The following is a 25,944-nucleotide window of genomic DNA, read 5'->3' on the forward strand; positions in this document are numbered from 1 at the left end:
CACGAGATCAGGGAAATGAACTAATTCACCATTCCGCAACATATGACATGACAGAACCCCAGGCAGCAAGTCTGTTCAGTAGAACGACGTCCTGCTATACAGGACACTTCGCGTTGGGCTGCTCAAGGAGGAGTGCTCTATGCCGTCGCGTCCCGGACCCGGCAGAGTCGCGCTGGCCAGTTACATCGGCAGTGTGATCGAGTGGTACGACTTCAACATCTACGGGCTGGCGGCCGCGTTGGTGTTCAGTCAGCAGTTCTTCCCGGAGTTCTCCGATACGGGTGGCACGCTCGCCTCGCTCGCCGCATTCGCGGTCGGGTTCGTTGCGCGGCCCTTCGGGGCGATCGTGGCCGGCCACTTCGGTGACCGACTGGGTCGCAAGTCGATGCTGGTGTTGTCGCTGCTGACGATGGGTGTGGCGACCACGGCGATCGGGCTCCTGCCGACCTATGCGGCGATCGGAGTGTGGGCGCCGATCCTGTTGGTGACACTCCGGCTGGTCCAGGGCATCGGCGTAGGGGGAGAGTGGGGCGGGGCCGCGCTCATGGCGGTGGAGCATGCACCGCCGAATCGGCGCGCGCTGTACGGAGCTTTCCCTCAGGTCGGCATCCCGACCGGCATCCTGCTGTCCCAGCTGGCCTTCCTGCTCATGACGCAGGTTTTCTCTCCGGAAGCGATGCAGGCCTGGGCCTGGCGCCTGCCGTTCCTGTTCAGCGCGGTCCTCATCATCGTCGGACTCGTGGTGCGGATGTCCATCACGGAGACCGGCGAGTTCGAGCATGCCCGCGAGAGCCAGGACATCGCGCGGATACCGCTCTTTGAGGTGTTCCGCCGTTCACCACTGCAGGTGCTGTCAGGAAGCCTGCTGTCCTTGGCCGGTCCCACACTGGGCACGTTCCTGTCGGTTTACATGGTCAGTTACGGGACGAGGCAACTGAGTCTGGAATCGGACACGATGCTGTGGATCACCGTCGCCCTGAGCATCCCGTGGATCGCGATGATGCTGTTCGCCGGTCGCGCGAGTGACCGTCTGGGCAGGAAGCGGATGTTCATGATCGGCACCGGCCTCGCGGTTGTCGCGGTTTGGCCGATGTTCTGGCTGGTGAACACCGCCATGGTGCCGCTGATCTTCGCAGGACTGCTCCTGCTGACTATCGCGAACTCGATCATCAACGGAGCCCAGACAGCCATGCTCACCCTGATGTTTCCGGCTTCGGTGCGCTACAGCGGTGCGTCCCTGTGTTTCCAGGTCGGATCGATCATCGGCGGCGGGCTTGTGCCGCTGGCAGCCGAGTCGCTCTACGCCCGTTTCGGCTCCGCGAACGCCGTGGCAGCGCTGATTGGAGGGGTATGTGCGGTCAGCCTGCTGGCCGTCCTTCCGGTACGGCGCGCACTGCTCGATGTAGGCGTGTCGACAGACGAACCGAAGCCCTTGGGGTCAGGGACTGGACTGACCGAGCTTGATGGAACGAGTGCGCCGGAGGCTGCCCGCGCTGCAGCCCCAGAAGCTCGCTGACGGCAGCCCGGATCTACCCAGGACGAAAGGGCTTACATGCTGGAGCCGGCCACCGCGCCTTTCGCGGCTGTCCGTGCTTCCGATGGACACGGCCGAGGAGAAATTCACCGGAAGCGGTACGAGCGCGGGAAGACCTGCGGCGTGGCCGAGGCCGGTTTACACGAAACCGACGTTGCCCGTGGCCTGCCGCAACCGTCCGGCCACGGCCCAAACTGTGAGCCTCGAAGGGTCGACGTCGGCTCCCTCCACCCGTCTGTGAGGTGGACCGTGAACGAATGGGAACCACCGACCGAGCACCGTCAGTCGCGCGCCAACCGGCTCCGCGGCCCGAGTGGATCCGACGTATGCCGGAACAACCCGCCCGCACCGTTCTGATGTCTGGGCCCTTACATGGACTGCGCCGACGGCGTTTGCCGAAGCTGGCTTCTGCGGCCATGACCTGAGACATGCGGCACACGCCCGCCGGGCTGACCCACCTCGGTGCACGGCCACCCGATGACAGCGATCGGCACGGCACCGTCTGCCCGCCCCGGCACCAGAACTGGACCGCCGCCCTACGCGGGGCATGAGCACTGACGAGCCCCTCGACGCCTCGCCCGCACCTGAGCCGAAGCCCCGACTCGGCATACCAGGCGCCTCTCACCCTGAACTCGCGCAGATCTACGTGAAATCCGCTTGGCCAAAAGCTTTCTGACGCCACATCACACCTATCGAGCAGCACTTCGCCGCGAGCGGCAAGCAGGCACACCTGCGGATATCCATCCTGGGGACGAGGGTCCGCAGTCGGCGTGCAACCACCCGACGGGCGACAAAGCAGGTCGGCAGGCCTCACGTAAAGAGTCTATTCAGCAGAATGAGTGTCTGTTATACAGGACACCTCGTGTTGCCGCTGGCGGAGCCGACGGCAGTACCCCGAGAAGCACGCCGGGCAATGTGGCCCGCGAAGGAGGCACCAGGTGTTCAAAAGCAGCAGACGCAGCAGGTGGATCGGCGCCCTGATGGCCGGGGCCTGCATTGCCCCGATGCTGACCGCGTGCGGAGGAGGGGACTCCGCCAGCGGTTCGGGCGGTAACACGATCCGCTTCCTGGGACACACCGGTCTCCAGGCCTCCATGGACGAAGTCATCAAGGCATTCGAAACAGCACACCCTGACATCCACGTGCAGACGCAGTACGCACCCGCCGGACCGACCTACGGCCAGACACTCATCACCCAGATCCAGGGCGGCAACGCACCGGACGTCTTCTACGGGAACGGTGGTACGGGCGCGACGGAGTCGCTCATTCCGTTGGCGAAGTCCGGCAAACTGCTGGACCTGTCAGGACAGGCCTGGGCGGCTGACATCCCCAAGGCTGCGGAAGGCATGTACAAGGTCGACGGCAAGACGTACGGGCTGATGATGGACGAGTCTCCTCAGGGAATCCTGTACAAGCCGGCAGCCTTCAAGAGCATGGGTCTCAGCACTCCTAAGACCTTCTCGGACGTGCTGGCACTCTGTAAGGCTGCCCGCGGCAAGGACAAGTACGGGATTTCCCTGTCCGGGCAGTCGGCCGGGTACGCGGCAGAGATCGTCGCCGCCAGCCTCGTCTACAGCGCCGAGCCTCAATGGAATACGAAGCGAAACGCCGGGGAGGTCACCTTCTCCGGCACCTCCGGCTGGGAGGAAACCCTGGAGCGGTTCCGGCAGATGCGCAAGGCGGACTGTTTCCAACCGGGTGCGGAATCCGCCAGCACGCCCCAGTCCTTCGAGCCGATGACGTCCGGAAAGGCGCTCATGACCATCGTCCCTTCGGGGGCGCTGGGGGCAGTCGCCGCAGGCAAGCCGAACGACTGGGCCATGGTCGCCTTCCCGGGCGATACGGAGGCTCAGACCAGGGTTTCCGTCGGTTACCAGGATGCGCTCGGCGTGTCGGCTGCCACGAAGAAGAAGACGGCCGCGCTGCAATTCCTCGACTTCGTCGCCGGTGACGGTGCTTCCACACGAGCCGAACTGAGCGGCACGGTCTCGCTGGCGCAGGCCAAGGCCGGCGACCTGCCCAAGACCTTGCAAGGTTTCAAGCAGCCCTACGACAAGAATCTGACGATCGCTCGGCCTCACGACCAGTGGGCGGGCGGCGGCGCCATGAATGCGCTCAGCACTGCTGTCGTGGCCTTCATGACTGGCCAGAGCAGCGCTGTCGACGCTCTCAAGACCGTCGACAAGGCGTGGGGTCAGTAGGATGAGAGCCGAAAAGGCATCAGCCGACGAGACCTGCCGGCGATCGCAAGACGGGGCGGTGCACGAGCCGCTCCAGCACGTCGAAGAAACCGGCATCCGTATAGGGCCCGGGCGCAGCCGTTCGCGCCTGGCCGCTCCGCTGTACTGGGCCGTGCCTGGTGTCGCCTTCGCGGTCGCCGTGCATTTCGTCCTCGTCGGGGCCGGCGCGGTATACGCGTTCACCGACTGGAACGGCACCGGCGAGGCCACCTGGATCGGGCTGGACAACTTCCGCGAGATCGTCCACAGCGTGGGCGCCCGCAGCGCTCTGCTCAACACGATCGTCCTCGCGACTGTCTCGGTCGTTCTGGCCAATGTGATCGGACTGGGCCTGGCTCTGGGCCTCCACCGGACCATCCGCTCACGCAACTTTCTGCGCGCAGTGTTCTTCGCGCCGGTGGTACTCAGTTCCCTGGCCGTCTCCTACATCTGGCAGTTCATCTTCGACGCGCAGGGGCCGCTGAACAGGTTCCTCGCAGTGGTCGGCCTTGAGTCGTGGGCCCGGCCCTGGCTCGCCGACCCGACCTGGGCCAAGTGGACCGTACTGGTCGTCCTTGTGTGGCAGTACTCCGGGCTCGCCATGGCTCTGTACCTCGCCGGACTGCAAGGCGTTCCGGAGGAGATCGAGGAAGCCGCCGCCATCGACGGGGCCTCCACTCTTCGGCGGTTCCGGGCGATCATCCTGCCGCTGCTTGCCCCGGCGATGACGACCAGCATCACCTTGACCACGGTGTTCAGCCTGCGGGTGTTCGACCAGGTCTTGGCCCTCACCGGAGGTGGCCCTGCCGATGCGTCGGAGACGCTGGCGACGCAGGTCTACAAGCAGACATTCGTGTCGGGACGGTTCGGGTACGGAGCTGCCCTCGCCCTTGTCCTGACGGCTCTCGTCGCCTGCGTCTCGATCTTGCAGCTGGTGATTCTGCGCAACCGAGAAAAGAGACTGTGATGGCTATGGCCCGCTATACCGCGCGGACTTTCGCCCGTGAGCTGCTCCTGCTGGCAGTAGCGGCGATCTGGGCAGTGCCCTTCTTTCTGCTGATCCTGGTGTCTCTCAAGCCGTCTGAGGAGATGCTCAGCAGTCCGATGTCCGTTCCTCGGCACCCGGACTTCTCGAACTTCGCCCAGGCATGGGACGGCAGTTCCGGCGTGTCTCTTTCTCAGGCGATGGTCAACAGTCTTGTGATAACGGTCGGCAGCGTTGTGTCGCTGGTCGTCATCGGGGCGCTGTGTGCGTACGTCATCGCCCGGCGCCCCGGCCGGCTCGGCTCCGGGCTCTACGGACTCTTCGTCGTCGGGATCGTCGTTCCCTTTCAGCTGGGAATTGTCCCGGCCTACGCCCTCCTGCGTGAACTGGACCTGGCCGGCACCTACATAGGGATGATCCTGCTCTACACCGGCCTGCTGATGCCGCTGGCAGTCTTCCTGTACACGGGTTTCGTCCGAACGCTGCCGCGGGACTACGAGGAGGCGGCCTACATCGATGGGGCGTCGCGCCTGCAGACGTTCATTCGGATTGTCTTTCCGCTGCTCCGGCCGATCACGGCAACCGTGGCGGTGATCACTGGGGTGATGGTGTGGAACGACTTCTTCGTCCAGCTGATCTTCTTGTCCGGAAGCTCTCTGCAGACCGTTCCGGTGGCCGTGTACTCGTTCGTCGGTGAGTACGTGACGCAGTGGAACATCATCTTCGCCGCAGTAGGCGCGTCCGTTCTTCCCATCCTCGCGTTCTATCTCATCGCACAGCGACAGTTGATTCGCGGGTTCACCGGAGGCATCAAAGCCTGACGTTCCCGGCCGGGCCAGCAGCCCGGGCATAGGCAGCAGCAGCCCGCCGCGGGCGTACCCAGTGGCGGAGCTGCTGCGTTGCCGGTCGGCAGGCCCGTGCCCCGTTCGTGTGCGGCGTCTGCAGTCCGCTCCCGGTGGTGCGTCCGGTCTGTCATGTCGGCCGGGCCGGGAAGCGGTCTGCGTCCACGCGTCGTGCAACGGGGTCGGAGAGCGAGGTGTCGAGGTGCACGGATTCGGCGGACTCAGTGGGGTATGCGTGAGCCTTGCGCGGGTTGCCGTGCGGCAACCACTGACCGAGCATCTGCGGCTGCAGCAGTTCGTCGACGGCCAGCACGGCCGCGCCGAGGATGCCCTCGGCGCGGCCCAGGTCGGCTTCGGCGATGACGAGTTCGTCCGTCGCCAACGGCAGGGACCGTCTGGCCACGGCCTGGGAGATGGGGTCCCGGAAGACCGCCCCAGCCTGCGCCAGCCAGCCGGCGAGGTAGACGGTGGACGGGTTGAAGACACTGACGAGCATCGCCAACTGGGCACCGACCAGTTCCGCTGCTGTGGTGACGAGTTCGAGGCATGTCGAGTCTTCGGCCTCACAACCGTCCAGCACGTCGGTGACGCTCAGGACAGAGGCGGCCCCCTGCAACCGTTCAGCCAGGAAGGGGCTGTCCCCCGCCAGCGCGGCGGCCTGCGCGTCCCGGACCAGGGCCCAGCCGCCTGCGAGCGCCTCCAGGCAGCCGAACTTGCCGCACCTGCACTGGTGCCGGGAGTCCACAGCAATCACGGTGTGCCCCAGGTCACCGGCCGCACCCCGTGCTCCGCGGTGTAGACGTCCTCTGGAGATCAGCCCCATACCGATCCCGGTACTCGCCTTGACGAGCAGCACATTGTCACCAGCCAGCGTCCGCGTTTGGTTCCATGCCCCCAGGGCCATCACATTCGCGTCGTTGTCGACCCAGGCCGGCACCTGGTAATGGGACTCCAGCCGCGCGCGCAGGGGAAATCCGTGCCAGCCCGGCATGATCGGCGGCTGGACGGCGATACCGCGGGCGAAGTCAACCGGTCCGGGAATCCCAACTCCCACAGCCCACAGCCGATGATCGGACTCCGGAGCGAGCAGCTGTGCGGAGACGGTGTGGAGGGTGGCCAGGGATGCTTCGGGGCCTGCACCGATGTCCCAGGCCACACGGCGTTGGGCCAGAACGGTCCCGTCGAGATCGGTGACGGCCACGTGCAGATGAGTGGCGCCGAACACCACGCCCAGGACAACACCACGGCCCGGCGTGATCCGAAGGATCCGGGAGGGTCGTCCGCCTGTGGAGGGCGCGGCTTCCCCTTCGGTGACGAGTCCTGCGCTGATCGCTTGGTCGACCCGCTGGGTGATGACCGTGCGGCCCAACCCGGTACTGCGGGTCAGGTCGGGCCGGGTCACGGCCACTCCCCTTCTGATCATGCTCAGGACCAGTGAGAGCGTTTGGGTGTGGTCGTTCATGCAGCGGAGTCTCCATGGGCCAGAGCCGACGCCACCCCGGCCATCACCTGCACAGGGGCAGAGGGGGCGGCGCGTCCTTGGGAAAAGGACGCGGCGGGACGAGCTTATGATCCTGCCCCGTTCGTTACACACCCCCTGCAGGGAAATGGAATGAGCCGAGAGCCAGGTCCGTTCGGGGAAGGCAGAATTGACGGCATGGATACCCCGCCTGACAGCCTTGGCGAAATGCCGCCGCTGAGCGACCGTGCGACACCTGCCTATCCGATCGCCTCGGTGGAGAACACGCTGCGCATCCTGCTGTTGCTCGGTGAGCGTGACCGGCTGAGCCTCGCCGATGTCGCCGCAGAACTGGACATCGCGCGATCGAGTGCGCACCGCCTCATGGCGATGCTCACGTACTACGACTTCGTGCGCCAGGACTCCGCCTCCCGGGCTTTTCGGCCCGGAGCCGCACTGGTCGATGTCGGCCTGTCCGCCGTCCGCGCCCTCGACATCCGGGCCCTGGCCCGGCCGGTCCTCACCGAGCTGGCCGCCTCGACGGAGATGACCGCGCATCTCGCGCTGCCGCGCGGCCGGGACATTTTGTACGTCGACGGGGTCGAGAGCCGCCGCACTATCAGGGCCGCGCTGCGTACCGGGGACACGCTGCCCGCACACGTGACGGGTGTGGGCAAGGCGCTGCTGGCGACCTTGAGCGACGACCAGCTGCGTCAGATGTACCGGGACGCTCCCCCGCAGGCGGTGACCGACAAGTCCGTCTCCAGTGTGGAGGCGCTGATCAAGGAAGCGCACAAGGCCCGGAAGGCCGGCTACGGCGTCAACCGGGGTGAAAGCGAACCCGGTGTCCTGTCCCTGGGGGTGGCTGTCAGCCTGCCGGAGCCCGGCATGTTCGCCGGTCTCGGTCTCGTCTGTCCGGAAGCGACGGCCGATCCCGAGTGGGAACCGCGCATCGCGGCACGTCTGCAGGCGGCAGCGGCGGAGCTAGCCAGGGAGATGAGCGTCTACCGGTCGTGAAGCAGTGCCTGCGTCGCTGTGCCCGCCCTGGTGGGTGTGGGAGCGGCGGCGCACCAGGCGGCCGCGACCCGTACCGCGTCGCGGTTGGCCGGTACGTTGTGCACTCTGACGGCCCAGGCTCCTGCTGCTGCGGCCAGGGCGGAGACGGCGGTGGTCGCCGTGTCCCGCCCGGCCGCGGGGGTATCGGCACCGGGTTGCACGGTGGTGAGGAAGGATTTCCTCGACGCGCCGATCAGAACGGGAAAGCCGAGCCGGGTGAACGTGGCGAGGTGGGAGAGGAGTGTCCAGTCGTGGCATGGCGTCTTGGCGAATCCCAGGCCCGGGTCGAGCACGATCTGTTCCTCGCGGACGCCATGGTCGGTGAGGGCCTCGACGCGTCGGCGCAGTTCGGTGTGCACATCGGTGACGACATCCTTGTAGTGGGCGTGCTGGCGCATGATGCGGCTCGGCGCACGCCAGTGCATGACCACGTACGGCACGCCGGTGTCTGCGATGACATCGGCCATCAAGGGATCGGCGAGTCCGCCGCTGACGTCGTTGACCATGTATGCCCCGGCCGCGAGGGCGGCCCGCGCCACCGGGGCATGCATGGTGTCGATACTGACCCGCACACCGCCGTCGGCGAGTTCGCGCACGACCGGCAGCACGCGGGCCAGTTCCTCACCGACCGGGACCGGGGTGGCTCCAGGGCGGGTGGATTCCCCGCCGACGTCGACGATGTCGGCTCCTTGCGAGGCCAGGGCGAACCCGTGTGCGACGGCATGTTCGGTGTCCGCGTGCAGGCCGCCGTCGGAGAAGGAGTCCGGTGTCACGTTGAGGATTCCCATTACGAGGCTTGCGCCGCCGGCAGGATGCAGTCCCTGAGCGTCAGTGCGCGGCCCCGGTGCGGTGGCCACTGCGGTCGCGGTCCGATCGGTGGGGAGGGTCGGCGTCACGGTTGCCCTTGCTCGAATGCCACCAGTGTGTTGGCCAGCAGCATGGCGATGGTCATCGGGCCGACCCCGCCGGGCACCGGAGTAAGCAGGCCCGCGTGTCCTTGGAGTTCGCGGCTGCGGACGTCGCCCCTCAAGCCGTGGTCCGTGCGGTGGATGCCGACATCCACCACCGCGGCGCCAGGTTTGACGTGTTCGGCTCCGATGAGGCCGCATACTCCGGCCGCCACCACCAGGACGTCGGCCAGGCGGGTGATGGAGGGGAGATTCACCGTGTGCTTGTGCGCGACGGTGACCGTGGCATCGCGCTGCAGCAGCATGCGGGCCATGGGGCGCCCGACCAGTTCGGAGTGCCCGACCACGACGGCGTGTGCACCGCGCAGTTCGACGCCTTCGGCGTCCAGGAGCCACAGCACGCCGGCCGGAGTGCACGGGCGCAGCCCGTCGGCTCCGCGCGCCAGCAGCCCCGCACTGGCGGTGGTCAGGCCGTCGACGTCCTTCGTGACCGGGATGCGGTCGATCAGCGCGGCGCTGTCCAGGCCTTTGGGCAGCGGCAGTTGCAGGAGGATTCCGCAGACGTCCGGGTCGTCGGCGAGCTGGTCGATCAGGGCGGCGACGGCGGGATAGCTGGCCTCGGCCGGCAGGGTGTGGTGCACATCGCGCATCCCTGCCTCACGGATGGCCTGTCGCTTGGCGGCCACGTAGACGGCGCTGGCCGGGTCGTCGCCGACCAGGATGGTGGCCAGGCCCGGTGCTCGTTTGTGGATGCGGACGCTGTGGGCGACCTTCTCCGCCACCCGTGCCCGGATCCGCAGGGCGGTTGTCGTCCCGTCGATGAGTGTGGTCATGACGGCTGCACCAACCGCCGCGGCAGCGGGCTGCTCATGCGAAGACGATCGTGTGGTTGCCGTGGCGGATCACGCGGTCCTCGGCGTGCCACAGTACGGCCCGGGAGAGTGCGGCGCGCTCCACGTCGGCGCCGCGGCGCTTGAGGTCGGCGGTGGTGTCCGCGTGGGTGACCCGGACGACGTCCTGCTCGATGATCGGGCCCTCGTCGAGGTCCTCGGTCACGTAGTGGGCGGTGGCGCCGATGAGCTTGACGCCGCGTTCCTTGGCCTTGTTGTACGGTCCGGCGCCGATGAAGGCCGGCAGGAACGAGTGGTGGATGTTGATGATGGGCACCCCGACCTGCTGGATGAAGTCTCCGGAGAGGATCTGCATGTAGCGGGCCAGGACGACGAAGTCGACGTTGTCCTGGAGCAGCCGCAGGTGTTCGGCCTCGGCGGCCGACTTGTCGGGGCCCATCGAGGGGACATGGAAGAAGGGGATCCCGAAGGCACGGACCTCGTCTGCGGTGTCGGGGTGGTTGGAGATCACCATGGAGATGCTGACCGGCAGTTCACCGCGCCGGTGCCGCCACAGCAGGTCCAGCAGGCAGTGGTCGGACTTGGATGCGAAGATCGCGACGCGTTTGGGCACCGACATGTCGCGCAGGGTGAAGTCGAGGTCGTAGTCCTTGGCCAGTTCTTCCCGCAGTTCCTGGCGGATGTCCGGCAGGGCTGCCTGCAGGCCGTCGAGGGAGAACAGCGTGCGCTGGAAGAACGCACCGGTGTCCGGAACGGAGTGCTGGTCGAGGGAGAGGATGTTGGCTCCCCGGCGGCTGAGCAGCGTGCCGACGGCGCCGACGATGCCCACCCGGTCGCTTCCCTGGACGATCAGGGAGGCGTGATGGGCGGGTGCCGGGCGCTGGATCGCGGGTGCCGGTGCCTGCTGGGCGAGTGTCACTTGAGGCCTTCCTTCGTGCGGAATCCGTCGATCCATGCAGAGGTGGCGCCCAGTCCGCCGAAGGTGTAGAAGTGCAGCTTCACTTCGCCGTGCGTGGCGGGGTCGTACCGCTCGGCCAGGGTGTGGATGAAGCGGTCCGGGCCGGCTGTGCTCATGAGGTTGGTCAGCGACAGGCCGTACTTCCGGGCGATCGAGGTGCTGGTGCCGACGCCGAACCGGGCCGCATAGGACAACAGCCGCCTCACGCCGGCGGGGCCGGGCACACCCACCCGGACCGGCAGGTTGATACCGCGTCCGCGCAACTCCTCGATCCAGGTCAGGACCGGCTCGGCGTCGAACCCGAACTGGGTGATGATGTCGCCTGCCAGGCCTTCGTCGGCGAGCAGGGCCGCTTTGTGTTCAAGCGCTGCCCACAGGGCCGCCTGCGGGATCTGCGGATGTCCTTCGGGGTATCCGCTCATGCCGATCTGCCGCACACCGTGCTGTTGCAGCAGTCCGGAACGGATGACGTCGAGTGAGTCCGTGTAGGGGCCGTGCGGGTCTGCCGGATCGCCTCCGACGACGAACACGTTCTCTTGTGTCCCGTCGCTCTGCAGGGCGGACAGGAATTCCCGCAGTTGTGCCGGTGAGTCCAGCCGCCTGGCTGAGACGTGCGGGACGGGGGTGAGGCCGAGACGGCTGACCGACTGCGCCGCGGTGCGTCGCAGCGTGAGGTCCTCGTTGCCGAGGTAGGTGACGTTGACTCGGGTGCCCGGGGGAACGGCTGCCGCGGCATCGGCCAGTTTCGGTGTGTCCTTGCCCGTCATTTCGAGCGAGAAGTCGCGCAGCAGCACTGCCGCTCCGGAGACTTGAGGTGTGGAAACGGTGGTCATCGTGCTCCTTGCTCGTATTCGGGGCGCCAGGCGTGGAGAGACGACTGCGGGCGCGCCGGGTCGTGCGCCGACAGCTTCTGATCCGGGTACGGCGGACGGGTGCCGCATCTGAGCTGCGTAATGGTGTGGGACAGGGGTCGTCTCACACGGTGTGCCTGCCACCGCCCCTTCCTCCCTCGGGCCGGGCGGTGGCAGGCGGACGGGAGGCTTTGCCCGGCCGACCGGTGTGCGGAGCGGGGCATGGCACCGGTCGGCCGGAGATGAGGGCTACCGGTCGCGGTAGGTGCTGCGGGCGAACTGCACGTAGGGGGCCGGGGCCACCGTGGCGCGGATGTGCACCTGCCGGTGGCTTTCCACGCCCGGCTTGGCCGAGACGGGGCTCTCGCCCCACACCACGCTCACCTCGGTGCCCGGTTCGCTGTGGGCGAGGTCGACGGTGGCGAGGGAGACCATGGCCCGCTCGTTGGCGATGTAGCCGACGTCCATGGAGATTCCGGCGAGCTGCCCGTCGACGAGCACCTTGTCGCTCTGGTGCAGGGCATAGCGGGCCTTGGGGAATTCGATGAACTTGGCCGGCAGGTCGTCGGACGCGTAGAGCGAGCCGATCGCGGCTGCGACGTCCTGGGCGTTCCACACCAGGGTGACCTTGGTGCGCCGCGGAGACTTGGCGACTTCTTCCAGGGCTTCGCGTCCCACGAAGTCGTGGTCGAAGGCGACGATGTTGCCGTAACCGATGTCGTACGGCGTCACGTAGTAGTCGGTGACGTCCTCGGAGTCCATCGAGCCGCCCAGCGAGCCCATTGCGGCGGTGGGCAGCCACTCCCGGTAGCCCTTGAGCTTGTCACCGGAGAAGACGGCCGGGAACGGGGCCGGCACCCACGCGGATTCGAGGTTGGCCGTGGAGTAGGCCTTGGCGCCGGCCCGCACCAGATCGAACTCGTCACCGGCGGCGAGGATGGCGTCCCGGACCTCCTCGCCCTCCTCCCACGGGCCGAACAGCTCGAAGCCGGGCTGGCCTGCCATGCCGTGTCGCAGTGCGCGTACCTGACGGCCGGCGATGGTGAACGTGGTCATGTGGAAGAACTTGACTGTCGGAACGGGAGCTCCGGTGACCTTCTCCAGCAGAGCGACCGCGTTGGGGCCCTGGACCTCGTAGCGGTACACCTTGGGCGGCCCGGCCACCCGGTCGTAGGAGTTGTCGTCACGCTCGGTGCTGGCGTCGTAGTCGCCGACTTCGAGGTTGTACTGCACCCAGTCCAGCACCATCGGGTGTCCGACGAGGTCGAACTGGTCCTGATCGAGGTGGAACAGCACCGCGTCACCGATGAGGTGTCCGTCGTGGTTGACGGCGACGTACTGCTTGGCACGGCCCGGGCCGAAGTTCTTGAAGCTGTTGACCCCGAGGTCCGACAGCAGCCGCAGCGCGTCGGGCCCCTGAATGTAGAGGTCCGTCATGTGGTGCGACTGGTCCAGCAGGGCGACCGAGTCGCGCCAGGCCCGCTGCTCGGTGCGCCAGTTGGTGAACTCCGCCGCGACCGGGAACGTGTGCGGCCGGATCGGGGAGTTGCGCAGCAGCGCCACGGCCCCGCCCGCTCGCTGGATCGCCTGCTCGACGCTCTCCTGGCTCATGTTCCGCCTTTCCGCCCTGAGCCACCGCATGGGATGCGTCGGCGGCTGCGGAACCATTCACCGCCGCCGCACCCGCAACCCATCTGTCTACTCAGTAGAATGTGTGTCTGTTGTACAGGACAGTAAGGCGTGGTTTACGTCAGCGCAATACAGGAGTCGAAATTGTCAACAATCAGAGGGCGCGCACGGCAGCCGTCCGTCACAGGGCAGCCCGGGCGTGATCCATCGGCGGACTGGTCCTCGACGGGGACACGAGCAACGCGAAGACGGACCCGGCTGCCGAGCCTTCCTCGTCGGCCGTCATCCGCGCGCCGGTGGCCGCTCGGCGCCACCGGTATCGCCGCTGCCCGCGCCGGGCTCGCCACCGCGCTGCCCCTCGCGGCCGGGATCGCGGCCGGGCATCCGGACTATGGCGCGATAGCCGCCATGGGCGCCCTCAACGGTGTCACCAGCGACACCCAGGGCGGCTACCGCGTGCGCACGCTCGGCATCACGGTTCCCCAGGCGGCCTGCGCCGTCGGACTCACCCTGGGCTCCCTGGTGTACGGCCAGGCATGGCTGACCGTCACCGTCGTGACGTGTGTGGCTCTGCTGTCCGGGATGATCTCCGCTCTGGGCCGTATCGCCTCCGTCTCAGGACTTCTGCTCCTGCTCAACACCGTGGTGGGTGCTGGCCTGCCGATGCCAGGTGCCTGGTGGCTGCCAGCGGTGCTGATGACATTGGGGGCACTGTTCTATCTGGCGCTCGCACTGGTCGCGTGGCCGCTGCGGCCCTGGGCCGTCGAGCGGGCCTCCGTCGCACATGCCTACCGGGCCACCGCAGACCTCCTGGCGTCCCGCACGCCGGACACGACGGACTACGACCAGACACGGCGCGCCCTCACCGAGGCCCTGAACAGGGCCTATGAACTGCTCCTGGCTGACCGGGGCGCATCGCGGGAAGGCGACGGCGGACGTACGCGACTGCTCGCGCAGTTGGATGCCCTCGCACCGCTGATCGAGACGGCTCCCACTCTGCTGCTCAGTACCCGGCGTGTGCCGGCCGCAGTTCCCCAAGAACTGCGGGACCTGGCCGATTCCATCGCGACAGGTCGCCAACTGGCCGAACGGAAGGCGCGAACCCCGCTCGGCCGCGCGGATCCCATCCTCGCCCGGGGGCTGGAACACGCAGCCGCGGCCGTTGCCGCCGCCCACGACAGCACACCCGCCGCGGAGAAGGATTCAAAAGCCCCGGCGTCCGCCGGTCCTGGCCGCCCGCGTGCCCTGCTCATACACCAGGCGTCCTGGCGTTACGGTCTGCGGCTGGCTGTGTGCATCGGCCTGGCGCAGACCATCATTTCGCTGGTGCCGATGCCGCGCTCATACTGGGTGCCGCTCACCGTGACGTTCGTCCTGAAGCCTGACTTCGGCTCCGTGTTCTCACGGTCGGTGCTGCGTGTCCTGGGAACTCTCCCAGGGCTGGCCGTCGCGGCCCTCGCTCTGGCGGCGGTGCCACGGGGCTGGTGGGACGTGCCGACCGTCATCGTCCTCGCCGCGCTCGTTCCCCTCCTCACACCGCGCGGGTACGGCCACCAGACGGCCGCCATCACGCCGCTGATCCTCTTGCTGTCCGACCTGCTCAGCAACGAGGGCTCCACGGTGCTCCTGGCCCGCCTGACCGACTCCGTGCTCGGCTGTGCAATCACCTTGGTGGCCGGCTATCTGCTGTGGCCGGAGAGCTGGCGCAGCCGGGTGGGGGCGCACCTGGCAGACACGGTCGAGGACTGCGCGCGGTACGTGGAGCACTCCCTCGGCGGCGCAGGCACGTCCTCCGGCGCGCTGCGGCGTGGTCTCTACCGTGACCTCTCGGCCGTCCGTACCGAGTTCGAGCGGGCGTTGAGCGAGCCCCCGCCTGCCGGTATCAGGGCACGGGCCTGGTGGCCCCTCGTCGGCGCCGCCGAGCGCGTCGTCGACATGACGACCGCGATACGTATCGAGATCGCCCATGGATCCGCGGTGCCCGGCGCCGAGGAGGTCTCCCGGCTGAGCCAGCGCCTCCGTCTGCTGGCGGACCGGCTCAGAGGGCTGTCGCACGGGTCCTCTTCCCTGACCGCCGTATCACTCCCGGTCCCGCTGTCTCTGCCGTCGGCTGTCCTGCAGCCGCTGAGCCGGGAGGTCGCGGCGATGGAAGAGGTGGCGCGCGGCCTTGACCCGGCGGCTGCCGCGTCCCGGAGGGCACGGCGGCGGTAGACGTGCGATACGCCCCGGCCAGGCACAAGGATGTGCCCGGCCGCAGGCTGTGTCAGGCCTGCACGGGCGGGGTGCCGTGGGTGTGGAAGGACTCGATGGTCTTCAGGCCCCAGGCCTGGCCCTTCTTGCGCTCGCTCTCCGTCCAGGTGACCAGCGGCCAGTCGGGGGCCAGTACCAGCCGGGTGAGGGGGTTGCACAGCTCGATCCGGTTGCCGCCGGGCTCGTACACGTACAGGAAGAACGTCTGCTGGATGGCATGCTTGTGCGGGCCCGTCTCGATGAACACACCGGTGTCCAGGGCGAGATCGGCGGCCCGCAGGATGTCCTCACGGGTGTCCGTGGCGAACGCGATGTGGTGCAGGCGCCCGGTCGAGCCGGTCCAGTCCTCGGTGTACACCACGTCGTAGGACTTGTTTGTAAAGGTCAGCCACTGGCCCGCGATGCGCCCGGAGTCCAGTTGGATCTGCTCTGTGGGACGCGCACCGAGCACCTGGCTCTGGAAGCCGCCGTTGGCGGCCACGTCCGCAGCCAAGAAGTTGACGTGATCCAGACGGCGTACGCCCACGCCGTGACCGGGCTTGGCCTGCGGCTGGTTCTTCAGGCCCGGCTTCAGCTCGTCCGGCGCCTGGTACCACTCGCTCTCCCAGTAAAGGGCGATCTCGTGGCCGTCGGGGTCAGCGGTGACATACAGCTGTCCCAGGCCGGGTTCGCCCTCGGTCCACCGGCCCGCGTGCCCAGCATTCTCCAACTCCTTCACCCTGCGGTGGAGAGCTTCTTCGCTGGAGGTGCGCAGTGCGGTGCGCCGGACGCCGGACGTGGTGTGCGCTGTCAGGACGAGACTGTGGTGCTCGTAGTCGTCCCAGGTCCGCAGGTAGACGGAGTCACCTGACTGTCCGCTCACCGTCAGGCCGAGGTAGTCGGTGAAGAAGCCGACGCTCGCGTCCAGGTCCGGGGTGAGCAGTTCGACGTGCCCGAGATGGGCGATGTCACCGAGGGGCGGGGTCATGGGCGTATCTCCTTTTCGGAAGGGGAGGAAGGCGGCGTCGGTGCGGTCGGCTGTGCCGAGTCGCGAAGGGACTGGATGACGCCGGCGATGTGTGCGCGAGCGGCGGTTTCGGCTGCTCGTGGGTCACGAGCCCTGATCCCGTCGATCACTGCCTGGTGCTCTCGCAGGGACTGCTGCGGGCGGCCCGGCCGCAGGGCCAGCTGGAAGTGGTGGCGGATCAGCTGGGCGTTGAGCCGGGCCAGGAGATCGCCGGACGGATGAGGACCTGCCAGCGAGATCCACTGTCCGTGCATCTGGCGGTTCAATTCGGTGTACGAAACGAGGTCGCCGTCGGTCACGGCCGCGGCCATCCGTGCGTTCATGTCGTCGAGTTCATCGATCTGCGCGGCCGTGGCCGCTGTGGCCGCCCTGGCCGCGCACAGACCTTCAAGGGCCATGCGGCATTCGGTGATGGCCACGGCTTCCTTCACGGTGATCACTTTGACCCGCGCCCCCTGATTGAGGACCCGCTCGACCAGCCCTTGGGCAGCAAGGTCGAGAAGGGCCGCACGCACGCTGTTCCTCGTGACGGTCAGCCGTTCGGCGAACTCAGGCTCCAGCAGCCGCTGGCCAGGGGCGAGTTCACCGAGCAGGATCGCCTGCCGCAGGTACTCACGCGCATGCCGGCGAGCGAGCTCACCGGAGCTGGCCCGGATAGGTTGGGACATAGCTGCCTATCTCGTGGAAGTAGGGGAGCTGCGGTGCCCGGCCGCCTTCAGTTGGGGTGGCCGGTGTTTGTGGGCGGAGGCAGCTGAAGCAAGGGGCTCAGACACCGCTCGACGCAATGGCCAGCAGACGTCGGGCCTTGAGTTCGGTCTCGTCCCACTCGCGTTCGGGGTCAGAACCCCAGGTGATGCCGGCGCCCGTGCCGAACCGCAGCAGACCTGCCTGCCGGTCGATCCAGAAAGTACGGATGCCGACAGCAAGTTCACCGCACTTCCGGTCGGCATCGACCCATCCGATCGCACCGCAGTAGGGACCGCGCGGGGACGGTTCGAGCATCCGGATGAGCTGAAGCGCACGCTCTTTGGGCGCTCCCGTCACCGAACCGGGCGGCAGAGCCGCCCCGAGCAGTTCCGGCCACCCCGTCCCCTCAACCAGTTCGCCTTGGACAGAGGAGACGAGGTGAACCAGCCCAGGATGCTTCTCCACGGCACAAAGGTCCGGAACGACTACGCTGCCTGGAGTGCACACTCGGCCCAGATCGTTGCGTACCAGGTCCACGATCATGACGTTCTCCGCGTGATCCTTGTCCAGGAGATCGGCTTCCGTGCGGCCGGTCCCCTTGATGGGGCTCGAAGTTACAGTCCGCCCGCGGCGGCGTAGGAAGAGCTCGGGCGAGGCCGTCGCGATCTCCAGACCCTGACCGGGCAGACGGACGACACCTGCGTAAGGAGCCGGATTGCGCTGTCTCAGAACTCCGGCGAGTGCCTGAATGTCGGCATCCCGGGCGAGAGGCGCTGACAGGACGCGGCACAGGTTGGCCTGGTAGACCTCACCGGCCGCAATGTGATCCCGAATGCGTCCGACTGCGGTGATGTAGGCCTGCCGGTCGAGCGACGTGGACCATTCCTGTCGTCGAGGCCCTGCCCATGGAACCGACACGAGAGCAGGTGCCGGGCGTCTGTGCAGGTCTCTGAAGCGCGCACAGGTCACCTTGCCTTCGAAATCAGCCACCACCACCCAGAACCCACGCGAGTCCAGTGCCGCCGGATCGTCGGTTACATCGAGAAGGCACGTCGCGAACACTCCCTCCCAGCAGGCCAGGGCATCGGCGTTGCGCAGAAGAGACAAAGATCTGCCCTCCTGTCCTCGCCACTGGTCGGGGAATGACCCACTTCGATAGGAGCGGAGCCCTGGCAGAGTCCGCAGCCTCCAGCGTGAGCACCCTGCCGTACTCCTGCCCGCGTGGCCTAGGTCGGCACGAGCCCACCACCCGAGAGAATCTACTCAGCAGAATACCATTCTGTCCAGTAGATTACGTGCTCGTAAGTTCCAGACCCCAACCCCTCTCATCACGAGAGAGCACCACCTACCCTCAGCAGCTGACGATGCCCGCGGGGAATGTTCGGATGCCTGCCCGGACACACCCCCCATAGGTAAGTACCACCCCCTCAACAGAGGCCACCCACAGCACCGACAGCCTGCCCATGTCCGCCAGCGCGCGATCACCGCACCCCGCCTTATCACTCTCGCCCTCAACGGCGCCCACTTGGAACGAGGCATGGTGATCGGCGCCACCGTCGCCGTTAAGGCCGCGCCGCACATCAAGAGCAAGCTCAACGACCTCAGGTCGAAGCTGCACCGCAAGCCCGAGGACACCGCCGAGACGGGCCCCCTCCAGGCCATGCCGGAACCGCCCGCCACGATGGACGAGGAGCCCCCGCGCCAAGGTCGGCACCTGCACGCGGCGTGAGGCCCCCGGCGGACCGCCTGCCGCATGTGCCCTCGCGAGGCAGAGCGGATCCGTAGTCCGTTGAACGTGACGCCCCCGCGGGGCAGTAACGACCGGACGAGCGCGATGCTCGACAGAAAGACAAAGAGGACTCCGCCAGGAGTCACAGCCTTGCTTCGTCGTAACCACGCGAGAACAGCGGCATCCCATGCAGAGAATGCCCAGCACATCAGTGTGAGACGTCGCACTCGATGCGACAATGGGCCTATGACCGGAGGACCGAATCTAATGACAGCGCAGGAGACTCGCGCTCTCGTCAACGCCGCGCTCGCAGACCCCGAACTCGACCTCGGTGTTCCCCTCAGTATGTCACTTGCACTACGCGAAGGCCTACACACCAGAGTCCTCGTCGCTCTGACGCGTGGCGATTACCATCCGGCCGTCGGCGAAGTGCCGGGAACCCTGACCTACCGCGACGGCGACCAGGTCCGCGTCGTTAACCTCTCCCCTGAGTCCGAACTCATCCTGGCCGCCTACCTGGCGCGATGATCCACTCCTTCGCACGATGCGGCGTCTCATGTCGATGCCGAGTCCGCAGCTCTCCTGGCCGTCAGCTGCTCGTACAACAGCTTCTAAAGCGATGATCCCGTTCCTGCCGGGTAGGCCGACTGCCGGAACGCTTCGATCGCCGTACGCACCTCAAGCGCACCGTTCCACTCACCGTGCCATTCCTGGGCGTAGCTGCTGAACCGGCGGAAGACCAGAGCGTGGGCCACATCGGCGACAGCTTCGGGTGGCGCGTAGACGCGGTTCAGGGCGGTGAGTGGTCCGCGCGGGAGCGCTGGTGCGGCGGTGGGTCGGAGCAGGGTGTGGGACCAGCCGGTGTCTTCGTGCCAGGCGCCAGTTGGATGCCGCCCGGGCCAGCGCAGCGGGAGACGTCCCAGGCGAACGTCAGGAACATCGTCACCTCGCGCACGCTGTGGGTGCGTTCGATGCGGACGGTGCCGGGCGGGATGCCGCGGCCGGTGAGCGCTTGGTCGACGGCTTCGGCATAGGGCCAGTGCGGGAGCAGGGTGGGGTCCAGCATTCCGGGCGGTTTCAGCAGCACGTGACGCACTCGCCTCCATAACGGGCTAGGGCCGACAGCGGCAGGGTCTAAAGACGGGGCCCGAACGTCGGCTGGAGTCGGCCGGGGGCCGCTTCCGTGAGCGGCCCCTCCTCTGCCTCGGGCGAGTGCTCAAATCATCGGTTCATGGCGCAGTTCCTTCTCGTGCGCGGGTGCGTGTGCGCGGCTGCGCATGCAGGGCGCGGGTGTGGATGCGCAGGTGTGCACGCGCGGCTGGCGCCCGGCCGGGGCCCGACCAGAACGGGTGCCACCACAGGCGGGACGACAGCACCACCAAGCGACGCCGGAGCACTGCGTGTGCGGTCGTGGGGCGGGGTGCGGCGAGGGCGTCGTAGGTGCGTTGCACGGCTGCCTGCAGCTGGATGAGGTCTTGAGGGAAGGGTGCGCGCTCCATGCCTACACGTTATCGAACTACTATTCGAACACGCGAGTGGCGGGCCTGCCTGGTTCCGCCGGATCGGGAGCGAGAGTATGTTCGACGACCTACCTGCCGACTTGAGCCGACTACTTACGTTGAGGACCTGGCACGCCATGTGTCTACAGTGCATCGACGCAAAGATCGCCACTGTCCGGCAGCGGGAAGCCGAGCAGGAACACCGCCGGCTCACCCGGCCCCCGGGGCCGGAGTGGGTCGTCGAGCTGGGCATCGGCGACGGCCGCCCGCCCGCCCGCCGAAGTCCACGTCGGCCACTGCTACGCCATCGGCAAGCGCCGCCGCCCCATCAGCCGTGACGAAGCCCGCCGACTCCTCAATGCCGGGCTGCGCGCGTGCAGCCACTGCAGCCCGGACACCCTGCTCGACATCCCCTTATCCAACTGCCCGGCCCTTGCCGCCGCGGCGCGCTGACAGCTTCCCGCTCCTTTGCGGCCTGCCACGCTGCACCGCGGTGTCCACCCACTTCCCCACCCCCTGGATAGGACACCCCCGCGATGACCAGCACTCCCGTACCACCGATCAGCGAACCCGACCCCTCCACCTTTAAAACGTCCAGCAGCTACGTCGGCCCCCGCTCCGGCTGTCAGCGCGCCACGCTGAAATACGGCTCCGGTGCGCTGCCCTTGTGCCAGTGGTGCATGGCCACCGCCCGCGACGGTTGGGGGCCCGCCGTGCGCTTCACCAGCACCCGTGCGCGGGACTGACCGCTGCGCCGTCAGTTCAGCGAGGCGAGGGCGCCTTGCCGTGCGCCCTTCTCAGGACATCGTGGCTTCCACCGACTCTTCGTTGCCGTCCGCACTGCGAGAAGTCTTCTGCCACCAGTTCAGGAGACAGCCTCTGGCGATGTACCCGAAGGTGTGGAGATGCATCGGCAGGTCCTTTGCGAGCCACGCGGCATTACCGGCGGCTGACGCGAGGAACGAGGGACGCTCATCCGCTGTCATTCCATGGCCCGCAAACGGCACCTGGCACAGCGGAGACGGGAAGGGTACGCCTCCATGCAGCCGCTCTGACCGGTACGCGTACACCTGGTCGACTGCTTTCCTGAGTTTCGGCCAGGACCAGTCGACCTGCGCATAGACTTCGGGCCGCTTCGGCGGCGGCCCAGGGTGATGCGTCTTGACGAAGGACATGAAACGGGCGGTGGCTCTCACGACCCCTACGAGATCTGAAGCCACTGCTTCGAGGTGCGCTTCACCCCCTGCTTCGAGCAGCTGCTTCGCCAGGTCCGGCTTCTCCTGGCGGAGCAAGTCGGCAGGGGAGGCGCTGCTGAGCGCTTCGCGTTGGGCGATTACCTCAAGCGCGGACACGAGGAAGAGCCAGGCAAGTTCGGGATCGGTGTCGGCCACCCACAGGGCGTCGCGGAATTGGCGAGCGGCCCGGACCAGGGCTACGGCGTCTTCGCAGTCCAGCGCAAGGTACCGGTCCATCCAGCCGTCCAGGGACTCCATACCGATCTTCTCGGGTACGGGGTAGATCGGGTGCTCGGTCGCCGTCCATTCAGGGACGCGGTGGCGCAAGAACTCTGGAGCTCCTCTGGAAGCAGCGTCTGTGAAGCGCCGCACCTGTCCGCCGGATCGCAGACGTATTCCGGCAACGAGAGACAGCACGCACGCAATCTCGTCTTCAAGCGTGAGGTTCAGCCAGGCGGTGACGTCGGTCTTGTCCATCGGCTGCACGTTAAAGGGAGGAAAGTGATCATCCAGGTACAGCGCCAGCACCGGAGCAAGGCGTCCCTTCTCCGGGAAGCCGAACGAGTTGGTCAAGACGTAGGGATGGCAAGCGAGTTCTCTGTCACCTGTCACCTGTCACCTGGGTATCGGAGTACAGCAGGAACTCAGCTCCCCCCGTACGCTCGCACCCGCGCTCCACGAAGTGCCGGGCGTTCCAGCTCCACGGTGCCGAAACGTCGAACACGGTCTGTTCATCCATGGAGGCAACGGTGACGGCAGCAACACCTCCTCCACAACGGATTTGATCGCGATTGCCCCCTCTCATGCGCGCCACCGTGATCGTCAGGTACCGGCTCGGAGATCGGCCACCTGACTGACTCCATCCGCAGCCGCCCTGCAAGGTGGAAGGCTTCCCAGATGTCATGGATGCTGCCGGAGCCGATGCTCACTGCCGCGGCGCGCAGTCCCTCCTTACCGCCACGATCGGCCGCGGAGCCGAAGTTATGGACAGGGTTGAACCTTGTCCGTTGTCCGCGGTGGAGATGGGTACCCCCACGGGGGCACCCGCTGCTGGGCCTCGTGCGACGCCTGCTCGACCGATGCTTGGGCGATCGATGCGGGCAGGCGTACGCCGACGGCAGGCGACGACGGACCGGCGCGGCGCTGCCGGCCACTGACGATCGTGCGGATCGCGGCCATGGTGGACGCTGTCCCCGTCGGTGGGGTCAGTCGAGTCGTCTGCGGTGTCGCGCCGAGAGGACTTGCCGAAGGGCACCGTGTCAGTCGCGGGGTGTTCTGAAGAAGGCGCGGATGTCGTCGACGAACAGGTCGGGAACCTCGAATGCGGGGAAGTGGCCGCCTTCGGCGTGTTCCCGGAAGAAGACGTCGCTGTCGTCGGCTGGGCCGAGAACCTTGCGGACCAGCGGGTCGCTGTAGAACAGGGAGGAGGCCATCGGAACAGCCGAAGGCCCGCCCCATCCGGGGTTGTCGGCGTGGGCCAGTTCCCAGTAGAAGTCGCCTGCCGCGGGCCCGGTCCGGGTGAACCAGTAGAGGCTGGCGGTGATCAGTACGTTCTCGCGGCTGATCGGTGTGGCGGGGTTGGCCCACTGCACGAACTTCTCGGCGATCCAGGCCAACTGCAGAATCGGCGAGTCCGCCAGACCCGCCGAAAGGGCGTTGGGCGCGGTCGAGTGCAGCACCTTGTAGCCCTTCATCTGCGACCAGCCGCGCTGCGCCGCTGCGAGCTTGGTCCGTTCCTCTTGGCTCAGGCCGTCCGGCACCGGGAGGTCCTCGCCGGCCATGCCGAGCTGGAGCCTGTCGCCGTGGGTGTGCGCGCCGATCACCCGGTCGGGCAGCAGTGTCGTCACCCGGCCGGTCACGCCGGCTCCCAGGTCGCCTCCTTCGACGCCGAAGCGCTCATAGCCCAATCGGGTCATCAGCTCCCCGAAAGCCAGGGCGGTGCGCTCCAGGTTCCAGCCGCGCGCCGAGAGCGGGCTGGAGAAGGTGAAGCCGGGCAGGGAAGGAATGACGACATGGAACGCGTCGGCCGGGTCCCCGACGTGCGCGCGCGGATCGGTGAGCGGTCCGCTCGCTTCCAGGAACTCCACGAACGAGGTCGGGTAACTGTGATTGAGCAGCAGCGGCGTGGCGTCCGGCTCCGGCGAACGGATGTGCAGGAAGTGGATGGTCTGCCCGTCGATCTCGGTCAGGAAGTGCGGGAAGGCGTTCAGTCGGGCCTCGTGGGCCCGCCAGTCGAATCCGTCCGCCCAGTAGTCGGCCAGCTCCTGCAGGTAGGCCGACGGGATGCCGTGGTCCCACTCCGATCCGGCGCCGGGGACCGGGTACGGCGAGCGGGTGCGGGCCAGGCGGTCGCGCAGGTCATCGAGATCGGCCTGCGGAATGTCGATCCGGAACGGGCTGATGTCAGCACACATGATCATCAATATACGAACACACTGGATGTATCGCCATGAAAGTGATGCCGGGGAGGTGGCACGTCCATCGGGCCCGTGGCCGCGAGATGGCTCCCGGCGCGGGCGGCTGACGGCACACGGCAGGGGATCTTCGCCATGACGCCTGTTCGACCGTTGAAGCCCCGTGGTGCGGTGGCGTCACCGAAGAGACGCGGTCGGCACGCGTGTCCCGGAGGAGCGGGTGCTATGCGGTGCGGGGATCCGGCAGGTGTGGGGTGACGTCGGCAATGCGCTGCTCGTAGCGGCTCAGCGCGTCGTCCAGTCGGTCCGGAGAAATGCCCTCCGGTTGTTGGTCCGCGGATCGCACGCGCTGGAGGGCGTGTTGGAGCACTGCCTCCGCCGTCGCATGGACCGCTGGGTGGTGGGGAGCGCGTCGTCGGACGGCATCTGCGGCAAAGATCCACATCACGGCAGTCGCGACCTGGTCGTGCGGGGCATCGGAGCCGCGGGCTGGTGGGGCCGGGGCCTCGTGGAGTGCGGTCGTGAAGCGGTCGGCGAGGTCGGCGCCGCAGGTGCGGGCGATCGCGGCGCGGACCTGGTGGGGCTGGCGCAGGGCCCGGCGGCCGAGGAAGTCGCGCAAGGCCTCGCTGGTTCCTTCGAAGATGCGGTAGACCCGCAGATCCCGGTACATGCGGGCGGCCCCGCCTGCTTCGTCGTAGCCACGGCCTCCCATGAGCTGTACCAGGGTGTCGGCGGCTTCGACAGCCCATTCGGCGCCGAAGACCTTGACCGCGATGAGCGGTTCCATCTCCACGGTCTGCCCGGCATCGAGGCGGTCGGCCAGGTCGTAGACCAGCGCCTCCAGAATGTCGGTGCGGTAGATGGTCTCGGCGAGCCACCTGCGGACCCAGGCCCGTTCGCTCAGGGGCAGGCCGCCGATGTGCCGGCGGCGGGCGAAGTGCGTGGCGAGCTGGATGATCCGTTTGAGTGAGCCGATGGCGGCGGCGCCCACGCACAGGCGTGAGGCGTTCATCGAGTCCATCGCCACGGCCCGGCCGTCGCCGCCGGCCAGCACGCTGCTGTCGGGCACGGGTACGTCGGTGAAGTGCATGCGGCTCTGCACCATGCCGCGCTGGCCCAGAGTGAGGTGTTCCTCGCCGAGGTGCACTCCGGGAGCGGAACTGGGCACCGCCAGGGCGACCAGCGAGGTGGACGTAGCCGACGATGCGGGGCAGCGGGCGATGACGGTGGAGACGCCAGCCCAGGTGCCGTTGCCGATGAGGTGTTTGGTGCCGTTGAGGAGCCATCCGCCGTCGGATGGACGTGCCAGGGCGGTGAGTTGGGTGAAGTCGCTGCCGGCGCCGGGTTCGGTCTGGGCGTAGGCGCCGAGGGTGCGGCCGGTGGCCAGTGGGGGCAGCCAGTCTTCTTTCACCTGGTCGCCGGCCCATACCGACAGTGCGCGGGTGCCGGGGAACACTGAGGTGAACACCCAGGTGCCGAGCCCGGTGTCGATCGCGACCAGTTGTTCGTGCACCCGGAGCAGATCACCGAAGCGCAGGGCGCCGCCGCCGTACCGCTCCTCGATGAGGGGTCCGAAGAGCCCGGCGCGGCCGAAGTCCTGGACCAGGTACGGGGGGATGCAGCGTCGCTCGTCGATGAGCCAGGGGTTGATGCGGCGTGGCGCGTACTCGCGCAGCCAGTCGATCTGCTCCTGCGCGCGGCGCCGGCTGACCTCGGCGGGCGCCGCGGCGGTGAGGCGCGCCAGCCCCCAGCGTGCGCTCGACCCCGCCGTGGGTACGTGATCTGCTGCCACCATGTCTGTCCGCCTTTCCGGGTGCTGTACCGGCGCCGTG

The 25,944-nt window shown here is 67.5% G+C and carries 22 protein-coding genes; 9 read left to right on the forward strand and 13 right to left on the reverse strand.

The annotated features are described in order from the left end of the window. Window positions 1–139: 139 nt before the first annotated feature. The 4 genes from J8N05_RS46055 to J8N05_RS46070 all read left to right on the forward strand — a co-directional run bounded on the left by J8N05_RS46055 (window position 140) and on the right by J8N05_RS46070 (window position 5,559). A complete protein-coding gene (locus tag J8N05_RS46055) occupies window positions 140–1,516 on the forward strand; it encodes an MFS transporter (protein ID WP_210893953.1) in 1,377 nt (458 codons plus the stop codon). Between the two features lie 956 nt (window positions 1,517–2,472). Continuing rightward, window positions 2,473–3,735 (forward strand): ABC transporter substrate-binding protein, encoded by a 1,263-nt coding sequence (locus tag J8N05_RS46060; protein WP_210893955.1) that lies wholly within the window; start codon window positions 2,473–2,475, stop codon window positions 3,733–3,735. A gap of 58 nt (window positions 3,736–3,793) precedes the next feature. Then, window positions 3,794–4,720 carry a carbohydrate ABC transporter permease gene (locus J8N05_RS46065; RefSeq protein ID WP_210893957.1) on the forward strand — a complete coding sequence of 309 codons (927 nt, stop codon included), beginning with the start codon at window positions 3,794–3,796 and terminating at the stop codon, window positions 4,718–4,720. A 5-nt stretch (window positions 4,721–4,725) separates the two neighbouring features. After that, on the forward strand, window positions 4,726–5,559 hold the full coding sequence (locus J8N05_RS46070) for a carbohydrate ABC transporter permease (RefSeq protein ID WP_210893959.1): 834 nt from the start codon (window positions 4,726–4,728) through the stop codon (window positions 5,557–5,559). Window positions 5,560–5,710: 151 nt separating this feature from the next. Here J8N05_RS46070 and J8N05_RS46075 read toward each other — a convergent pair whose 3' ends face one another. Beyond that, on the reverse strand, window positions 5,711–7,042 hold the full coding sequence (locus J8N05_RS46075; protein WP_210893967.1) for an ROK family protein: 1,332 nt from the start codon (window positions 7,040–7,042) through the stop codon (window positions 5,711–5,713). A gap of 195 nt (window positions 7,043–7,237) precedes the next feature. Between J8N05_RS46075 and J8N05_RS46080 the strand changes: the two genes are divergently transcribed. Continuing rightward, a complete protein-coding gene (locus J8N05_RS46080) occupies window positions 7,238–8,056 on the forward strand; it encodes an IclR family transcriptional regulator (RefSeq protein ID WP_210893969.1) in 819 nt (272 codons plus the stop codon). On the opposite strand, the gene folP is transcribed toward J8N05_RS46080, so the two are convergent. The 5 genes from folP to J8N05_RS46105 all read right to left on the reverse strand — a co-directional run bounded on the left by folP (window position 8,044) and on the right by J8N05_RS46105 (window position 13,274). Next, complete coding sequence (folP, locus tag J8N05_RS46085) at window positions 8,044–8,883, reverse strand: dihydropteroate synthase (RefSeq protein WP_210893971.1); 840 nt, start codon at window positions 8,881–8,883, stop codon at window positions 8,044–8,046. The two genes, J8N05_RS46080 and folP, sit on opposite strands and share 13 nt — an antisense overlap. A gap of 104 nt (window positions 8,884–8,987) precedes the next feature. Next, window positions 8,988–9,836, reverse strand: a complete 849-nt coding sequence (locus J8N05_RS46090) for a bifunctional 5,10-methylenetetrahydrofolate dehydrogenase/5,10-methenyltetrahydrofolate cyclohydrolase (RefSeq protein WP_210893972.1) — start codon at window positions 9,834–9,836, stop codon at window positions 8,988–8,990. A gap of 34 nt (window positions 9,837–9,870) precedes the next feature. Next, the gene (gene purU, locus J8N05_RS46095; protein ID WP_210893974.1) at window positions 9,871–10,773 is read right to left on the reverse strand and encodes a formyltetrahydrofolate deformylase; all 903 of its coding nucleotides are present in this window, start codon (window positions 10,771–10,773) and stop codon (window positions 9,871–9,873) included. Then, window positions 10,770–11,645 carry a methylenetetrahydrofolate reductase gene (locus J8N05_RS46100; RefSeq protein ID WP_210893976.1) on the reverse strand — a complete coding sequence of 292 codons (876 nt, stop codon included), beginning with the start codon at window positions 11,643–11,645 and terminating at the stop codon, window positions 10,770–10,772. The genes purU and J8N05_RS46100 overlap by 4 nt, the downstream gene beginning before the upstream one ends. 267 nt (window positions 11,646–11,912) lie before the next feature. Then, complete coding sequence (locus J8N05_RS46105) at window positions 11,913–13,274, reverse strand: aminomethyl transferase family protein (protein ID WP_210893978.1); 1,362 nt, start codon at window positions 13,272–13,274, stop codon at window positions 11,913–11,915. Window positions 13,275–13,436: 162 nt separating this feature from the next. On the opposite strand from J8N05_RS46105, the gene J8N05_RS46110 reads away from it, so the two are divergent. Continuing rightward, window positions 13,437–15,503: an FUSC family protein gene (locus tag J8N05_RS46110; protein ID WP_247706982.1), complete on the forward strand. Its 2,067-nt coding sequence runs from the start codon at window positions 13,437–13,439 to the stop codon at window positions 15,501–15,503. A 52-nt stretch (window positions 15,504–15,555) separates the two neighbouring features. Here the strand turns inward: J8N05_RS46110 and J8N05_RS46115 are convergent, their stop codons facing one another. The 3 genes from J8N05_RS46115 to J8N05_RS46125 form a co-directional block, all read right to left on the reverse strand. Next, window positions 15,556–16,509: a catechol 2,3-dioxygenase gene (locus tag J8N05_RS46115; protein ID WP_210893980.1), complete on the reverse strand. Its 954-nt coding sequence runs from the start codon at window positions 16,507–16,509 to the stop codon at window positions 15,556–15,558. Next, window positions 16,506–17,216: a GntR family transcriptional regulator gene (locus J8N05_RS46120; protein WP_210893981.1), complete on the reverse strand. Its 711-nt coding sequence runs from the start codon at window positions 17,214–17,216 to the stop codon at window positions 16,506–16,508. Before J8N05_RS46120 ends, J8N05_RS46115 begins: the two co-directional genes overlap by 4 nt. Before the next feature lie 97 nt (window positions 17,217–17,313). Then, window positions 17,314–18,333 (reverse strand): chorismate-binding protein, encoded by a 1,020-nt coding sequence (locus J8N05_RS46125; RefSeq protein WP_247707031.1) that lies wholly within the window; start codon window positions 18,331–18,333, stop codon window positions 17,314–17,316. A gap of 439 nt (window positions 18,334–18,772) precedes the next feature. Between J8N05_RS46125 and J8N05_RS46130 the strand changes: the two genes are divergently transcribed. Both J8N05_RS46130 and J8N05_RS46135 read left to right on the forward strand, forming a co-directional pair. Next, window positions 18,773–18,964 (forward strand): hypothetical protein, encoded by a 192-nt coding sequence (locus J8N05_RS46130; protein ID WP_210893983.1) that lies wholly within the window; start codon window positions 18,773–18,775, stop codon window positions 18,962–18,964. Window positions 18,965–19,231: 267 nt separating this feature from the next. Further along, window positions 19,232–19,492, forward strand: a complete 261-nt coding sequence (locus J8N05_RS46135) for a DinB family protein (protein ID WP_210893986.1) — start codon at window positions 19,232–19,234, stop codon at window positions 19,490–19,492. Between the two features lie 262 nt (window positions 19,493–19,754). On the opposite strand, the gene J8N05_RS46140 is transcribed toward J8N05_RS46135, so the two are convergent. Continuing rightward, window positions 19,755–20,051, reverse strand: coding sequence for a hypothetical protein (locus J8N05_RS46140; protein WP_210893988.1), 297 nt, complete (start codon window positions 20,049–20,051; stop codon window positions 19,755–19,757). 718 nt (window positions 20,052–20,769) lie between these two features. Between J8N05_RS46140 and J8N05_RS47805 the strand changes: the two genes are divergently transcribed. Further along, complete coding sequence (locus J8N05_RS47805; protein WP_247707032.1) at window positions 20,770–20,916, forward strand: DUF6233 domain-containing protein; 147 nt, start codon at window positions 20,770–20,772, stop codon at window positions 20,914–20,916. A 344-nt stretch (window positions 20,917–21,260) separates the two neighbouring features. Here the strand turns inward: J8N05_RS47805 and J8N05_RS46145 are convergent, their stop codons facing one another. The 3 genes from J8N05_RS46145 to J8N05_RS46155 all read right to left on the reverse strand — a co-directional run bounded on the left by J8N05_RS46145 (window position 21,261) and on the right by J8N05_RS46155 (window position 25,907). Beyond that, window positions 21,261–22,271, reverse strand: coding sequence for a hypothetical protein (locus J8N05_RS46145; protein ID WP_210893990.1), 1,011 nt, complete (start codon window positions 22,269–22,271; stop codon window positions 21,261–21,263). 686 nt (window positions 22,272–22,957) lie between these two features. After that, window positions 22,958–24,118, reverse strand: a complete 1,161-nt coding sequence (locus J8N05_RS46150) for an epoxide hydrolase family protein (protein WP_210893992.1) — start codon at window positions 24,116–24,118, stop codon at window positions 22,958–22,960. Between the two features lie 217 nt (window positions 24,119–24,335). Next, entirely contained in the window at window positions 24,336–25,907 is a 1,572-nt protein-coding gene (locus J8N05_RS46155; protein ID WP_210893993.1) for an acyl-CoA dehydrogenase family protein, read from the reverse strand. Between the last annotated feature and the right edge of the window lie 37 nt (window positions 25,908–25,944).

The sequence above is a fragment of the Streptomyces liliiviolaceus genome (genome assembly GCF_018070025.1).
GTDB lineage: Bacteria > Actinomycetota > Actinomycetes > Streptomycetales > Streptomycetaceae > Streptomyces > Streptomyces liliiviolaceus.